The sequence below is a fragment of the Meiothermus granaticius NBRC 107808 genome (genome assembly GCF_003574355.1).
Taxonomy (GTDB): domain Bacteria; phylum Deinococcota; class Deinococci; order Deinococcales; family Thermaceae; genus Meiothermus; species Meiothermus granaticius.
The window spans coordinates 1-15,574 of record NZ_QWLB01000032.1; the positions used below are offsets into that span (position 1 = coordinate 1).

11 protein-coding genes and 1 pseudogene are annotated in these 15,574 nt (G+C 65.4%); 9 read left to right on the forward strand and 3 right to left on the reverse strand.

What is annotated here, in order from left to right; genetic code table 11:
- From Mgrana_RS16960 to Mgrana_RS11505, 6 genes and pseudogenes are all read left to right on the forward strand, one after another.
- A pseudogene (locus Mgrana_RS16960) lies at nucleotides 1-204 on the forward strand (DNA polymerase III subunit gamma/tau); the annotation flags it as partial.
- A 60-nt stretch (nucleotides 205-264) separates the two neighbouring features.
- Complete coding sequence (locus Mgrana_RS11485; RefSeq protein WP_240631347.1) at nucleotides 265-546, forward strand: metal-sensitive transcriptional regulator; 282 nt, start codon at nucleotides 265-267, stop codon at nucleotides 544-546.
- 58 nt (nucleotides 547-604) lie between these two features.
- Nucleotides 605-1,252, forward strand: coding sequence for a response regulator transcription factor (locus Mgrana_RS11490; RefSeq protein WP_119357753.1), 648 nt, complete (start codon nucleotides 605-607; stop codon nucleotides 1,250-1,252).
- A 15-nt stretch (nucleotides 1,253-1,267) separates the two neighbouring features.
- Nucleotides 1,268-2,545: a sensor histidine kinase gene (locus tag Mgrana_RS11495; protein ID WP_119357754.1), complete on the forward strand. Its 1,278-nt coding sequence runs from the start codon at nucleotides 1,268-1,270 to the stop codon at nucleotides 2,543-2,545.
- Between the two features lie 43 nt (nucleotides 2,546-2,588).
- Entirely contained in the window at nucleotides 2,589-3,176 is a 588-nt protein-coding gene (locus Mgrana_RS11500; protein ID WP_170146459.1) for a hypothetical protein, read from the forward strand.
- Nucleotides 3,177-3,195: 19 nt separating this feature from the next.
- Nucleotides 3,196-5,550, forward strand: a complete 2,355-nt coding sequence (locus Mgrana_RS11505; RefSeq protein ID WP_119357755.1) for a PD-(D/E)XK nuclease family protein — start codon at nucleotides 3,196-3,198, stop codon at nucleotides 5,548-5,550.
- A gap of 143 nt (nucleotides 5,551-5,693) precedes the next feature.
- Here the strand turns inward: Mgrana_RS11505 and Mgrana_RS16965 are convergent, their stop codons facing one another.
- The gene (locus Mgrana_RS16965) at nucleotides 5,694-6,026 is read right to left on the reverse strand and encodes a hypothetical protein (protein WP_186813130.1); all 333 of its coding nucleotides are present in this window, start codon (nucleotides 6,024-6,026) and stop codon (nucleotides 5,694-5,696) included.
- 138 nt (nucleotides 6,027-6,164) lie between these two features.
- The gene (locus Mgrana_RS11515; RefSeq protein ID WP_119357757.1) at nucleotides 6,165-7,016 is read right to left on the reverse strand and encodes an aminotransferase class IV; all 852 of its coding nucleotides are present in this window, start codon (nucleotides 7,014-7,016) and stop codon (nucleotides 6,165-6,167) included.
- A gap of 76 nt (nucleotides 7,017-7,092) precedes the next feature.
- On the opposite strand from Mgrana_RS11515, the gene Mgrana_RS11520 reads away from it, so the two are divergent.
- Nucleotides 7,093-9,855, forward strand: coding sequence for a UvrD-helicase domain-containing protein (locus Mgrana_RS11520; protein ID WP_119357758.1), 2,763 nt, complete (start codon nucleotides 7,093-7,095; stop codon nucleotides 9,853-9,855).
- Here the strand turns inward: Mgrana_RS11520 and Mgrana_RS11525 are convergent.
- Complete coding sequence (locus Mgrana_RS11525) at nucleotides 9,852-10,277, reverse strand: OsmC family protein (RefSeq protein ID WP_119357785.1); 426 nt, start codon at nucleotides 10,275-10,277, stop codon at nucleotides 9,852-9,854. The genes Mgrana_RS11520 and Mgrana_RS11525 overlap by 4 nt on opposite strands.
- Nucleotides 10,278-10,394: 117 nt before the next feature.
- Between Mgrana_RS11525 and Mgrana_RS11530 the strand changes: the two genes are divergently transcribed.
- Together Mgrana_RS11530 and Mgrana_RS11535 are read left to right on the forward strand one after the other, a co-directional pair.
- Nucleotides 10,395-11,132 (forward strand): DUF1175 family protein, encoded by a 738-nt coding sequence (locus Mgrana_RS11530; protein WP_170146460.1) that lies wholly within the window; start codon nucleotides 10,395-10,397, stop codon nucleotides 11,130-11,132.
- A gap of 11 nt (nucleotides 11,133-11,143) precedes the next feature.
- Nucleotides 11,144-15,571, forward strand: a complete 4,428-nt coding sequence (locus Mgrana_RS11535; protein ID WP_119357760.1) for an alpha-2-macroglobulin family protein — start codon at nucleotides 11,144-11,146, stop codon at nucleotides 15,569-15,571.
- The last annotated feature ends 3 nt before the right edge of the window (nucleotides 15,572-15,574 follow it).

Below are 15,574 nucleotides of genomic sequence, written 5' to 3' on the forward strand. Positions count from 1 at the left end.
GAACCCTGGCCCTCTGAGGGGTCGCTACAGCAGGAGGAGGACTCCCCCTCCCCCCCGGAGCCTTCCAGGGAAAATCTGTTGGAGGACCCCCGGTTCCAGCAGTTGGTCAGGCTGTTTGGCGGACGGCTGCGCAAAGTCCAGCGAGAGACCCCGCCCACCCCCGAGCTGGAGGCTTCCGATGAACTGAACTCGGCCGAAGAGTAGCCCTGCCGGTATGTGCGTTAAGTAATGTCCGTTATAACAATTTTGACGTACTCTAAGGAGGTGACTACCCAAAACCTCAATCCCGAAGCTCGAGAAGCCCTTCTAAAGCGTCTGCGCCGCATCGAAGGTCAGGTTCGTGGTCTGCACAAGATGGCGGAGGAAGGCCGCACCTGCGACGAGATCCTGATTCAGATGGACGCCACCCGAAAAGCCATGGCTTCAGCTTCTCTGACTTTGCTGCAGGAATTTTTGGGGGTTTTCGCGGGACAACTGGCCCAAGATAAGGCCGGTGGTATCAAAGTCGAAGAAGTCACCGACATGCTGCGGCGGTTCACCCAGTAGCTCAGGGCCGGATCGGCTTCAGCCTGGCTTCAGATAGCCTGTGGGAAAATCAGAGGGTATGCCGAAAGTCCTGTTGGTCGAGGACGATCCCGGGGTGCGCGAAGCCCTCAAGCTGGGTCTGGAGCTCGAGGGGTATGTCGTGGTGGAGGCCGAGAACGGGGCCGAGGGGCTGCGCAAGCTGGGGGATAATCCAGATCTTATCGTGCTGGACGTACTGCTGCCGGGTGGGGACGGGTTTGGGGTACTGCGCGAAATCCGCAGGGTAAGCCCGGTGCCCGTGCTGATGTTGACCGCGCTGGATGAGGTGGAGTGGCGGGTCAAGGGCTTGCGCGAGGGGGCCGATGATTACTTGGTCAAGCCCTATGCCCTGGCCGAGTTGGTGGCCCGGCTCGAGGCCCTGTTGCGCCGCAATCGGCGGGAGGAAGAGGTGCTCTCCTACGCGGATGTGGTGCTGTATCCCCGCCGGATGGAGGTACGGCGCAGGGGGGAGTTGCTCGAGCTTTCCCCCAAGGCCACCCTGCTGCTACAATGCTTCCTCGAGCACCCTGAGCGGCTGCTGCCCAAAGAGACCCTGATGGGGCGGGTCTGGGGCGAGGAGGTCGAGCCCAACACCCTAGAGGTGCACCTGTCCACCCTGCGCCGGGCCCTGGGCGAGCCCAACCTCCTGCACACCCTGCGGGGCCACGGCTATATCCTGCGTAAGTAGCCCCCCCACCCCACCATGACCCTCCGCTTCCGGCTGTTCCTCTGGCTGCTGCTGGCCCTGGGGCTGCTGCTGATCCCGCTGGCCGTGCTGACCGTGCAGCAGGCCCAATCCGCAGTGCAGAGCACCCTCGAGCAGGCCTTGCTGCCCCGCCTGGCCTTTCTCCAGAGCCAGTCGGGAGGGAAACCGGTGCCCTTGGAGCGGGTGCAGGAGCTCGTACAGGAGTTCGGTGGGGTAGGGTTTGTGTTCAACCAGGGAACCTACAGCTTCACCAGCCGAGGGGACTATCTGCCCCCAGAAGACCTGGCCTCCACCATCGCGCTGGGCATCTCCTACCGGGGGGTGCTGGGGAACACCCTGTGGGTGGCGGTTCCGCGTGAGGCCGGGGGTGAGGTGCGGGGGGCGGTGGGGTTGGCGGTGCCGCTGCTCGAGGTGAGCGCCCTTCCCCACCGCCTGCTCAGGCTCCACCTGTGGGTAGGGGGAGGGCTGGGGTTGCTGGCCTTCGCGGTGGGGGCCTGGGGCCTTTCCCTGTCGCTGCGGCCCTTGGAAGCGGTCTCACAGGAGCTAGCCCGGCGGGGGCCAGAAAACCTCGAGCCCCTACCGGCCCCAGGGCTGCTCGAGGCCCGGCCTGCGGTGGAGGCCCTCAACACCCTGATGCGTGAGCTCAACACCGCGCTCTCCCGCTTGAAGGTGCAGGAGCAAGCGGCCCGGCGTTTTGCCTATGGCGCCTCGCACGAGTTGCGCAACCCCCTGGCGGCCCTCAAGGGGTATCTCGAGGTGTTGCAGCGCCGCCCCAGCGAGGTCCGGGCCCTGAGCGGTGCGCTGCGGGAGCTCGGGCGGATGGAAGCCCTGTTGGAAGGGCTGCTGACCTTAGCCCGGCTCGAGGGGCAAGGGCGGGTGGAAGCCCGGTCACTCGAGCTGAGCGAGTTTCTGCCGGCGGTGTGGGAAGGGCCGCTGGAGGGCCAGGGAACCGTCCGAGCCGATCCAGCCCTGCTGCGCATCGCGGTCGAAAACCTGTTGGGCAATGCCCTTCGGCACGGTGGAGGCGCAACCCGCCTGGTGCTCGAGCCCGAGGGAAAGGGGGTCTGGCTGTGGGTGTACGACCAGGGGCCTGGGTTCAGTCCGGGAATGCTGGAGCGGGCTTTCGAACCCTTTGTCAAGCACAGCGATAGCAGCGGGGTAGGGCTCGGGCTGGCCTTGGTCGGGGCCCTTGCCCAGGCCCTGGGGGGAAAGGCCCAGGCCGAGAACCCGCCCGAGGGGGGGGCGAGGGTAGGGCTCTGGCTGCCTTCAGCCTGAGTTCAGTCGGCCCTTGTAGGCTCCTGCTAAGGAGCGCACCCTAATGCGCATAAACTTCTCCCCTTTGGTACTGCGTGGCTCGAGGTTCCTGTCCCTCCGGGGGGTGGGCCTGCTGGCGTTGATGGGGTTGGCGTTGGCCCAAAGCCTGGTACCCGCACCCAGGCCGGAGACCCCCGGAGCGCTGAGCCGTTGCCAAGAGGTGTTCTCTGGGCTCAAGCCCCTTTTTTTATACGCCGAGCGGCTGGCTCCTGAACGTTTTTTGATTCGAGGGGTGCTGGGGAATAGGGGCCTCCCCCTGACCCGCATCACCCTGAGCGGCAACTTCACCCCGGTTCCCCTGGGGCTGGAAGACCTGGCGGTGCAGGCCGTCCGCCCGGTTTTGGACCGGGGGCGCCTGTTGGATCAGGCCGCCCGGCTCTTCGATGGGGTGGGGCAGGGCATCAGCCTGGGGAACTGGTATACCCAGGAGGTACGGGCCTATCGCTGCTACCTCACCTACCAAGGCCGTGTGGTGGGGGTCTTCCGTCTGGACCTAAACCTACAGCCCATCTCCGAACCCAAGCTGCTGCAAGCCTATCGCCGGGCACCCCTGCGCTACCCGGCCTTCGAGCCCTCCTCGACCCCGCAGTAAACATCGTAGACTGGGCCCGATGCCACTGCTGGTGGGGCCGCCCGCATCGGGAAAAACCACCCGATTGCTCGAGATCGCGCAGGAGTTCCTGCGCGCACGCAAGCGGGTGTGGTGGGTGACACTCCCGGCGCAGCGGGGCTACGTGTACCGCCGGGCCACCCAGGCCATGGGGGCGGTGTTGGGCCTCGAGGTGCTGAGCAGTCAGCAGCTCTATTACCATATCCTGGCCGCGAGCTTTGGGCTGCGCCCGATTCTCACCGGGCCGGGTCGGGTGGCCCTGGTGGGTGAGGCCCTCGCCGATCCTACCGCCTCCATCCCTTCCCCAGGCGAAGCCCGGCTGTTCGCCCGCGCCATCGCTGAAGCCAAGCGCCACGGGGTCGGTCCGGGCGAAATTCCCCCCGCCAGCCGTGAAGCCCGTCGGCTGGCGCAGGTGTATGCCCGCTACGAAGAGCTCAAAACCGCCTGGGGCCGCTGGGATTACGACGATTTCCGCAGTGCGGCCCTGGAGCTGCTCGAGAGCAAGCAGGCCAGGCTCGAGGCCGAACTCCTGATCGTAGATAGTTTTCGGGAGCTCAACCCGCTGGAGCTAAGGGTGTTTCAGGCCATCGCCCAGCAGATTCCGGCTTGGCTGAGCCTGCCCGAGGCCCCAGGAAACCTGGTCCCCCAGGAAACCCTACCGGCCCGTGCGCTCTCTGTCCAGGCCTATCGCGCCCCCAACCCGGTCAGCGAGGCCCGCTGGATCCTGCGCTCCATCAAGCGCGATCTGGCCGGTGGGCTCGAGCCGCTCGAGCTGGCCCTCATCGCTCCCCCAGGGCGCATCCCCGCCCTGCTGATCCTGGCCGACGAGTATGGGGTTCCCCTGGCCGATCAAACCGCCTCCACCGCCGCCGAGACCCCTGAGGGCCGGCTTCTGCTCGAGCTGCTCGAGCTGCCCGACTACCCCACCCCCAGCCGCCTGCTGGCCATCCCCGATCTGGCCGCGCTGGGCCGTGCGGCCCTGGAGCGCGGCTTGGTGGGGCGCCTGGCCGTGGGCCGCCTGGCGGCGGAGCTGGGGATGGAGGAGGTGTGGGCCGCCTGGCTCGAGCGGCTCGAGCCCCAGGCCAACCCCTTGCGGTGGGCCCAGGAACTCCTCGACAGCCTGCCCGAGGTGCGAAACAGCCCCCGCCGGGCCGCCCTGATGGAGCGGGCCCGCGAGGCCCATCGCATCGCCAGTGGGCCGCAGTTTCGCCAGTGGTGGTCCGCACTCCTCTCGGAGACCTACGAACCCCGCCACCCGCCGGGGGGGGTGGCTCTGCTCACCCCCCTTCTGGCCTCAGGGCAGCGCTGGAAAAAAGTGTATCTGCATTATGCCGTGGAGGGCGCCTATACCACCGGCGAACGGGAGGACTACTTCGTGCCGGAGGAGTTGCGGGTTGCCCCAGAGCCCTCGGTCAGGGCCGCTCTGCCCCGGCGCTTTCTGGGCCGGGATCGGCGGTTGTTGGCCGAGCTGCGCAGCCGGGCCGAGACCGTGGTGATCACCTACCCCGAGGCCAACCAGGATGGACCCCTCGAGCCCGAACCGGGACTGGTCACCCAGGCCTCTGCCCTGCCCAAACTGCCCCCCGCGAGCCCGCTCGAGACCGCAGCGGCAGAGGCTTACCGGGCCAGCCTGGGGCGGGCCAATCTGGGCCCCTTGACCCTCGAGGCCCTGCGCCGGTATGAGGAGTGCAGCCTACGGCTGTGGGCTGAACGCCTCCTCACGCGCCCACAACCCTCGGGGTGGAGCCTCCTGGTGCACGAGCTGCGCCGGGCTGAAAAGCTCGTCCCTGCCCGGCTCGAGGCCCTCGCCAAGCAGTTTCCGCAAGCTGAGGGTTGGCTGCGGCATCACCAGGAGCGCCTGGGGGGGTTGAGCCTGGGGTTTCGGCTCGAGGGAACCCGGAGGCCTCCAACATCTCCTCGGCAGCCTCAGCCCAGACCGGTGGAGCAAAGCCCCTCGCACCCCCCACAAACCGAGCTGGTGGCCTTTCTCGACGGGGTTTCACGCACCGGCAGCGAGGCCCATATTTACCGCTTTGCTGAACCGGGGGCTGGGGAGGAGGCTCGAGAGGCCGTGCGCCGCCGTCGCTGGAGCGAACGCTGGGCCGCAGCCTACTTGCTCTCGGCCTTCCCTGGGCGGATCACCCGGGTGCAGCTGTGGGTTTGGCCCATACTGGAAGAGCCCATCCCCGTCTACGAGCGCCCCATCGAAGGGGTGTGGGGTCGCTTCGGCGAGCTGCTCGAGCAGGTCCAAGCCGCCATTCCCCCCTTTGAAACGGGAATTATCCAACCCAAACCGGGATTTCACTGCCGAGACTGCCCCGTACGGGATGTATGCCGTGAAGGGGGAAGCAACTGAAACCCGACTTTGGAATTCTCTCGTCCCACACGGCAAAAACTCGCTTCACAACATATTGTGGGAAAGTATGCAAAATTCCACAAGATGTAGTATGGTGATGTGAGTGGAGAGACAATTTGGTGACATATCCCTCCACTACCTCATCAGGAGGTGAGGATGCCAGAAGCCACAAGCAAATCCGCCAAAACCACCAAGAAGCCCGCTGCCAAGCCTGCGGCTAAAAAGGCCGCACCCGCCAAGGCTGCCAAGCCTGCCGCCAAAAAGGCCACCGCTGCAAAGACCACCGCTTCAAAAGCCCCTCCAGCCAAGCCTGCCGCTAAGAAAACCCCTGCTGCGAAGGCTGCCACAAAGCCCGTAGCCAAAGCCACAGCCAAGCCTGCGGCCAAAAAGGCCCCGGCCAAAGCAGCCGCCAAGCCCGCGGCCAAACCCGCCGCGAAGGCTGCAGCCAAACCCGCGGCCAAGAAAACCTCGACCAAGAAGTAGCCGCCGGTTTATCCGGTTTCGCCGGCCCTTTCGGGGCCGGTATCCTTCCCCCAAATCAAGACCCCTCCCAACGGGCTGATGACAGCCTGATTTTTTGTTTTGGAGCGCACCGCGCCGCCTCTTATCGCGCTCTACGGGGCCACCCGTTCGGCCCTGGCCTGCAGGTAGGCCTCGAGGTGCTCGCGGAAGGCTTGCATGAGCTGCCGGGCATACGGCCCAACCTGGCCATCGCCCACCGTTCGCTCCTCGATGCGCGTAATCGGCATCACCTCTCGAGTGGCCCCGGTCAGCAGCACCTCGTCGGCAGTGAAGAGTTCCTGGAGGGTCAAAGCCCGCTGCTCTACCGGCAGCAGTCCCTTGGCGAGCTGGAGCAGGTGCATGCGGGTGATCCCCGGCAGCACCCCCTCTTTGGCGGTTACCAGCACCCCCCCTTTAACAAGGCACAGGCTGCTGCGCCCCCCCTCGCTCACATAGGTTCCGTCGTGGTACACCACCTCGGTAGCCCCCTCCGCCCGCACCCGCTTGCTCAGCTTGACCGCGGTGAGGTAAGCGGTGGTCTTGGCCTGAGGCAGCTCGCGCACATTCTGGTGGAGCAGGATTTTCCCACCGGTTTGATACAGGGCCGGGGCTGGTGGACGCAGCTCCAGAGGCGCCAGGATCAAATTGGGTTCCCCAGGGGTAAAAGCGTCCTCAGAGTAGCCCCCGGTAAGGATCACCTGAATCCCGGCCTGGTCCAGGGCATTCACCCCGATCAGCTCGTGGATAAAGCCCTCGAGCTGTGCCCGGCTGTAGGGCAGCTCGAGCCCGATCAGCTCTGCGGATTGTTCCAAGCGGGCCAGATGATCCTCGAGGAACACCGGAATGCCCCGCAACACCCGGAAAAACTCGAAGGCCCCATATCCGCGGCGCAGCCCCAGATCGCTGATGTGAATCTTGGCATCCTCCGCTTTGGTCAGTTGTCCGTTGAGGTTAACGTACTGCATATCGCGCCCTCTGGCTGTGGGTAGTGTAGCGCATTTGCCTTCAGCCCACCCCTCCAGGCAGCATAAACTGAAGCCCATGAGGGTGCGCGTGGCCTCTGCCGGAACCGGGAAAACCGCCTCGCTGGTGCAGCGCTATGTCGAGCGGGTCGCCAGCGGAACCCCGCCGCGACGAATCGCAGGGGTCACCTTCACCCGCAAGGCCGCCGATGAGCTGCGGGTGCGGGTGGAACAGGCCCTGGAGGAGGTGCTGCGCACCGGCGCGTATCTGGGAAGGGCCTTCGCCGATGCCCCGGCCCAGGCTCGTTTTCTCGAGGCCCAGCTCGAGCTTTCGGGAGCCCCCCTTTTCACCATCCACGGGTTTATGGCCCATTGCCTGCGCATGGCGGCTCCGATGATGGGCCTGGACCCCGATTTCTCGCTGCTGAGCGACTGGGAGGCTCGAGGGATGTTCGAGGAGGAGTGGAACGCCCTGCGCTACCTGGCCGCCGACCCGGCCCATCCCCTGCATACCCTGGCGCAGGAGAGCTTCACCGAGCCGCTTTTGCACCTCTTTGGTAAGCGCTCGCTGGCCGAGCGCTTCGAGGCCGCCGAAGGCCCCGCCAATCAGGCCCTGCTCGAGGTGTACACCGCGGTGTCGGCCGCCTATGAGGCCCGCCTGGGGGCCCGGCTGCTCTCTCCGGCGGAGCTCGAGCGCCGGGCCCTCGAACTCACCCAGCGCCCCCAGGCACTGGAGCGGGTCTTGGAGCGGGTGCAGGTCCTGCTGATTGACGAGTACCAGGACGTGAATCCGCTGCAGGGGAGGTTTTTTGAAGCGCTCGAGGCCGGTGGGTTAGAAATCGAGGTGGTAGGCGATCCCAAGCAGAGCATCTACGCCTTCAGAAACGCCGACGTCTCGGTGTTCCGCAAAGCCCTACACGAAGGGGAGCCCCTCGAGCCGCTGAGTCGCTCCTACCGCCACAGCACCACCCTGGTGCGCTTTCTCAACCGCCTCACCGCAACCCTGGCCCAGCAGGGGCTGGGGTTCAGCCCAGAGGAGGCCCCGGAGATACAGGGCCGGCGGGAGGAGCGGGGCCGGCTCGAGCTGCACTGGATCAGCGGGGAGGCACCCCTGGACACCTTGCGCGAGCAGGAGGCCTGGGTCTTGGCGCAGCGGCTACAGGCCTTACAGGGCCCCCTGGACTACTCGCAAATGGCCGTACTGGTGCGCTCCTACGCCAGCGTGCCTTTTCTCGAGCGGGCCTTCCGCCAGGCCGGAATTCCCTATGTGCTGCTGCAGGGCCGGGGCTACTATGAGCGCCAGGAGGTACGCGACCTCTATCACGCCCTGCGGGCGGCCCTGGAAGGGCGGGGCCTCTCGCTGGCCGCATGGCTGCGGGGGCCGTTCGGGCAGGTCGAGGACTCGGCCCAGACCTCCCGGCTCAGGGGCCTCGAGCCCCAGGAACTGGAGCGCATTCTGGAAGCCGAACACCCCCTGCAGGCCCTGGCCGCCTCCTTCCCCCAGATCCAGGCCCGGCTGAGCCAAATTCAGGCCAAGCTGCGCACAGCCACCCCTCTGGAACTGCTCCAGTTCTTGGTGCGGGCCCCCCTGGTCGCAAACAGGTGCTATTCCGATTTTCTGGAGCCGCGCGCCCGCGAAAATGTGGATGCGCTGCTGTTTCTCTTCGCCAGCTATCCCCCGCAAAGCCTCGAGACCTTGCTGGAGCAGCTCGAGCGGCTCTCTAAGCAGGCCGAGGCCGGTGATGTGCCCCAGTCGGGAGAGGGGGTGCAGATCCTCACGGTTCACCGCGCCAAGGGGCTCGAGTGGCCCTTGGTGGCGGTGTTTGACCTGGGGCGCAAACCCTCCCACCCCACCCAGCCGCTGTATCTGGGCGACCCCACCCCGGCGGCCTTACCCCTGCTGTGTTCCCCCCTGGCCCTTCCCGATACCCCCTCATATGCCTCCTTCAAGGCTCAGGTTGAGGCCAAGGAGGAGGAGGAAACCTACCGCCTGCTGTATGTGGCGGTGTCGCGGGCCCGCGACACCTTGGTGCTCAGCGGGAGCGTGCGCCAAGGCCGCCCTGAGGGCTGGGCTGCGGTGCTGGAGGCCATGGGCCTGGGCTCCACCGGCCAGCCCTTTGACCGCCCGGACTACCTGCACCGAACCTGGGCCTATGCCCCACCCCCACCCCTTCTCCCCGAGGCTGTGTCCCTGGCCGCGGAGGCCTCGGAGTGGGCGCACGTCCGCTTCAAGCCCGAGCCTTTTCCACCGGTTTTCTCCCCTTCAGCCCTAAAGCGGATGGAAGCCGAGCCGCTGCCGCTCCCTGACCCCGAAGAGGGGGAGGAGATCCCTGGGCGAGCCCGGGCCATCGGCACCTTGGTGCATTATGCCATCGGGCAAAACTGGGACCCGGAGCGCCCGGAGCATCTGCACAACCTCGAGGCGCAGGAGGTGATGTTTCCCTTTGACCCCGACGAACGCTCCAGCATTATGGCCGAGGTGCGGGCACTGCTGCAGGGCTACCGAACGCTGCTGGGGAACGAACTGGTATGGCCCCGCGACGAGGATTACCCCGAGTTCGCGGTCGCGCTGCCCTTGGGCAGCACGGTCTGGCAGGGGGTGATGGACCGGCTATACCGGGTGGGGGAGCGCTGGTACTTGGAGGATTACAAAACCGACACCGAGGTGCAGCCCGAACGCTACCACTTTCAGCTCGCGGTATACCTCGAGGCCGTGCGGCGGGCCTGGGGTATAAACCCCGAGGTACGGCTGGTGTACCTGCGCTCTGGGCAAGTGGTGGCGTTAGACCGGGCTAGCCTCGAGGCCGCGCTGCAGGAAGTAGGCCCGAAAGACCCTGCTTAGGAGGCGGTTGGGCTGGGCCAGGGCTCGACCACCGCCTTGCTCTCAATGGGTACGTTCAGGCTGGCAGAAACCGAGCAGTACTTGTCGTGCGAAAGCTGCACCGCCCGGTCTAGGGCTTCTTGGGTCACGTTGGGCCCAGAAGCGTAGTGGGTTACGGTGATGTGGGTATAGCGCTTGGGATGCTCCTCGGCCCGAAGCCCCACCGTCTCCACCCGATAACTCGCCAGGGGCTGGCGCTTCTTCTCCATGATGTCCACCACATCGTAGGCCGTGCAGCTGGCCAGTGCAGCCAATAAGAGCTCCATCGGGCGCATCCCGGTAGAGGGGCTATCCCCATCCACCATCACCTTATCCCCACTCTCGTTGATCCCCAAAAACCGATGGCCACTGAGACGATGCACAACTACCCGTTTGGTCGCCATAGGCCCAGTGTAGGGCTTTGGCCGGGAAACGGAAGTGCAGCCTCCCCCAATCGGACCCCGGTGAAAGCGGGACCCAAAGGGCGGTTGGGGCTGGCTCGAGCTACAATAAAGGGCAATGTGCGCCCTTTAGCCAAGCTGCTTCTGCTGGCCCTCTTTGCATCCCTCGGGTTCGCCCAGAGGGATATTTCTGACCTAGACCGCGATGGTTACCCCGATCTGACGCAGCTGCACGGCGTTGCCGAGCGGGCCGCCTTCCTGCGGTGGTTCGCGGCGGTCGCCGAGGCACAGTACACCGCCCCCTCCCCCACCTGGAAACCGGAAGACCGGGATTGTTCTGGGTTGCTGCGCTTTGCCTACATAGAAGCCCTCAAACCCAAAACCCCGGCCTGGTTCAAGCAGTTCGCCTACTTTCCTGACCCTTCGATTCCCCCGCTCAAAACCCTCTCCTATCCCCTGCCCATCCTCAGCCGCTCGGTGTTTCGAGTGGCCGGCGGAGCCTACCAGCCTGGGGATGTGGAGGCCGGTCGGTTGGTCGGACGCACCACCGCACAGTACCTGCTGAACCACTCCACCGTGTTCCTGGGCCGTACTCCGGAGGTGGCCCAGCGGGGGGATCTGCTGTTTTTCATCCATCCCCTGGCCTCGGGCTCGGCCTATCACAGCATGGTCTACCTGGGGAACGGGCGGGTGGTGTACCATACCGGGCTCTCGCCGGAGGAGGGCGGGGAGGTTCGGCTGCTGAGCCTGAACACCCTGAGGGCGCACCCTCAAGCCAGCTGGCATCCGGTACCGGAGAACCCCAATTTCCTGGGATTCTATCGCTGGAAAATCGTGGCCAACGGGAAGCATCCCTAGTGAGGAGGAATATGAAGCAGCGATTGAGGGGGGTATTGGGACTAGGATTGTTGGGGCTGCTGGCCTTGCTGCCGGGCTCGGCCCAGGAGGGCGGGCCGCAGATTTATGGTGGAGGCACCTTTAGTCCGGGTGCTCGAGTGGGCCTGGAGTACAGCCTCCCCGGCGGCGGGAGCGCTCAGATCAGCCTATTTCGCATCACAAATCCCGAAAGGGTCTTGGAACTGGGCGGGCCGCGGGACTTCAAAGCCACGGGCGAGCTGGGGTTAGCCCCGGTGCGCAGCCTGTCGGTATACCGCTCGAGGGACAGCAGCTACGGGCAGGTCAACTTAGGGGTGCTTCCCGAGGGGCTTTACCTGGCCCAGATCGGTAACCCCCGGCCCCGCTCGGCCACCCTGATTCTGGTCACGGGCCTGGGGCTGGTGGTCAAGTCCGACCCTGCCGGAATGCTGACCTACACCGCCGACCTCAAACAGGGCAACCCTCTCCCGGCTCAGGTCTATGTGGTGAAGGACCGGAAGATTGTGGCCCAGGGAAGGGCCAACAACGGGATCACCCGCCTCGAGACCGGGTTTAAGAACGGTGAGGGGGTCTTTGTGGTGGCCCGTTTCGGTAAGGCCTGGGCCTTCTCCAGCGCCTATTGGCAGGCCTGGAACGTGGAGAGAAACCGGGTCTACCTCTACACCGACCGCCCGGTCTATCGCCCCGGTCAGACCGTACAGTTCAAGGGCATCGCCCGCAGCACCACAGGGCTCAAGCCCCTGGCTGGGCAACGGGTAACGGTCTCGGTAAAGGACGAGAGCGAGGCCGAGGTCTTTTCTGGAGCCTTCGTCACCGATGCCTACGGCAGCTTCAGCGGGAGCCTCCCGATCGGACTGGACGCGCGGCTGGGCAACTACAGCCTCACCGCCCGGGTGCAGGATCAGGAGTTTAGCGGCAGCTTTGAGGTGCAGGAATACGTCAAGCCCGAGTATCGGGTCACGGTCACGCCCGACAAAGCGGTGGCGGTGCAGGGGGAGAAGGGCCGCTTTGTCATCAAGGGTGAATACCTCTTCGGTGGGCCGGTAGCCGGGGGCAAGGTGAGCTACTCCGTGCTCCAGCGGCCTTATTATCGCTTCGCCTATACCTCGCCCTACGGCTTCTACCAGAACTACGCCTATGAGGACAGCTACGGCGGGAGCATCATCCAGCGGGGCGAGGGGCGGTTGGACGAAAAGGGGGAGCTGGTCTTAGAAGTACCCCTACCCCGGGAGGCCGAGAACGATTATCGCCTGAGCGTGGAGGCAGGGGTCACCGACGAAGCCCGGCGCGAGATCAGCGGTTCCGGGGCCCTCACGGCCTACCGCTCGGGGGTAGTGCTGGACATTAGAAGCGACAGCTACTTCTACCAGGCCGGTCAACCCCTCAGCGCCACGGTGCGGGCTGAGGACCTCGAGGGCCGCCCCCTGAGCGTGCCCTTCAGCCTCGAGGTCAAGCGCTCCTACTGGCTGCGGGGCCAGGGCGAGCAAACCCAGACGGTCACGGTCTTGCAGGGCCGCACCGATGCCCGCGGAAAGGCCACCGTATCGCTCAAGCTGAAAACCCAGGCGGATTACCGGCTCGAGGTCCAGGCCAAAGACAGCGCAGGGCGGTCCACTGCGGCCAGCGATTCCGTCTGGATCTCGGATGGCTCGTACTGGTATTGGGGCTACAAAAGCCTCAAGATCACCCCTGACAAGCCAGAGTACAAGGTGGGCGATACCGCCCGCTTCGTGGTGCAGTCGCCCGTCACCGACGGTTGGGCCTTGGTCAATCTCGAGGGCAGCCGGGTTTCCAAACCGGAGGTGGTGCGGTTTCGAGGCTCGGTCTTCACCTATGCCCTCAAGCTCACCCCGGAGATGGTCCCCAACGGGTACCTCTCGGTGACCCTGCTGGGGGGTGGGGAATACTACACCGAGACCGCCGGGTTCTTGATCCCCCCCACCGACAAGTTCCTGAACGTGGCCATCCGTTCTGACCAGACCACCTACAAACCCGGCGACTCTGCCACCTATACCCTCAAGGTCACCAATGCCCAGGGACAGCCGGTACAGGCCCAGGTCTCGCTGGGGTTGGTGGATGAGGCCATCTATCTGGTGCGGCCCGAGAGCACTCCGGATATCCGCGGCTTCTTCTGGGCCTTGAAGGGCAATCAGGTGGGGACCGAGACCGCGGGGGGCTACTACTTTGGCAACGTGGCACCCGTCCAGGCCGTAGCTCCCAGAGCTGAGATGGGCAAGGCTGTGTTTGGGCAGTCCAAGGAGGGGCTGGCCGCCGCCAAGCTGCGCAGCGACTTCCGCGACACCATTTTGTGGCTCCCCAGCGTGCAAACCGATACCAACGGGCAGGCCACCGTGGAGGCCAGGTTTCCGGATAACCTGACCCAGTGGCGGATGACCGCCAGGGCCATCACCCGCTCCGATACCGTGGGTCAGAGCGTCCAAACCGTAACCACCACGCTCCCGGTGATTGCCCGTTTGGGGGCCCCCCGGTTCCTGGTCAAAGGGGACACCGCCCTGCTGCGGGTGATTGGCCAGAACAACCTGACCACAGCCCAGTCGGGGCAGTTGCAGCTCGAGCCCAGCGGCCTCAACCTCCTCACCCCGCCCACCCGCCTGACCCAGTTCCCAGCAGGCGGGCGCAGCACCGCCGATTACCGGATGAGCGCACCAGAGAGCGGAACCGCGATTCTGAAAGCTTCAGCCCTCACCCCCGCCGCTTCAGATGCCTTGCAGATCCAGCTCCCGGTCTTGCCCAAGGGCCTGAAGGAAGAGCTTGGGTGGGCCGGGCAAACCACGGGTTCTTCGGGGCGAACCACGGGTTCTTCGGATGAAGTCGGGACGGTTTGGAGCTTTGTCCTGCCCGAAAACACAGACCTCAGGCAGACCAAAGCCCGGCTCTACCTCAACCCCTCGCTGGCGACCGCCGTAACCCCCGCCCTGGAGTATCTTGCCGGCTATCCCTACGGTTGCTCCGAGCAGACCATGAGCCGCTTCCTGCCGAGTGTGCTGGCCAAGCAGGCCGGGGCGCTGGTGACCCTGCCGGAGGAGGTACGGGCCAACCTCGACGATTATGTGGCGCAGGGCCTCAAGCGGCTCTATGATTTCCAGCACGAGGACGGGGGCTGGGGCTTTTGGCAGAACGACAGCTCCTCGCTCTACATCACCGCTTACGTGCTGAGCGGCCTGATCCAGGCACAGCAAGCCGGATACACGGTGCGCAAAGAGGTTTTGGAGAATGGAGCAGCGTACCTGAAAAGAGCCCTGGCCCGTCCCGGAACCGATCGCTACACCAACGACGCCCGGGCCTACGGGTTGTATGCCCTGGCCTACGCCGGGGAGGGGGGCTCAAGCGGGCAAACCGTGACCGCCCTGATCTCCTCCTTCACCCCCAAAGACCTTGCGGCCTTCAGCCCCTATGGCCTCTCGCTGCTCACCCTGGCCGCCCAGCAAATCGGGGATCGGGCCAGCGCTAATCGCCTGCTCGAGGCCCTGTTGGGGGGTCTGGTGGAGCGCGAGCAGGTTGCCTACTGGGACGTGGACACCTATCCCTACGCCTGGAACGATGACCGGGTCGAGGCCACCGCCCGCGGCCTGCAGGCCCTGATTCGGCTGCGTCCGGATAGCCCGGTGATCCCCAAGATCGTCAACTGGCTGATGCTGGAACGCAGGGGGGCCCGGTGGGTCTCGACCAAAGACACCGCCGCGGTGGTGGTGGCCGCTTTGGAGCTGGCCAAAGCCCGAGGGGAACAACCGGGCGAGAGCGTGGTACAGGTCAGGGTTAATGGTCAGGAGCAGAGCCTGAGTGTGGGGCCCCAAGGGCTCGAGCTGCCCCTGGAGGGCCTACAGCTCGGCTCCAACCGGGTGGAGATCCTCTCCGAGACCCCCTTGTTTGCCAGCGGCAGCGTGGGCTACTTTGTCGAATCCGAGTACCTCAAGCCCGAGTACAAGGGGCTGCGGGTAGCCCGGCAGTACGAAAAGCTCACCCCCAAGTACGATCCCAAAAACGAGCGCTACACCTATACCCGCAGCCCGCTCTCGGGCCCGGTAAAGAGCGGGGAGTATGTGTTGGTCACCCTAACCCTGCGGCCCGAGAAGGGGGTAGCCCGCTACGTGCTCTTGGAGGAACCGACCCCCGCTGGGCTGAGCGTGGTGGAAAATGATGAGGCCTTCCGCATCGCTGGGGTTCGGTCGCGCTATGGCGACGACTACTACGGCTGGAACTACTGGTTTGACGGGCGGGAGATCCGCGACAGCAAGATCGCCTTCTACTTCAGCTACCTGAACGGCCCCGTCACCTTCACCTACATTTTGCGGGCCGAGACCCCCGGTAGCTTCACCGCCCTGCCCACCCTGGCCTGGCTGATGTACGAGCCGGAAGTGCGCGGGGTAGGAACCGTGAGAACCCTGAGCGTGAGCGAGTAGGGA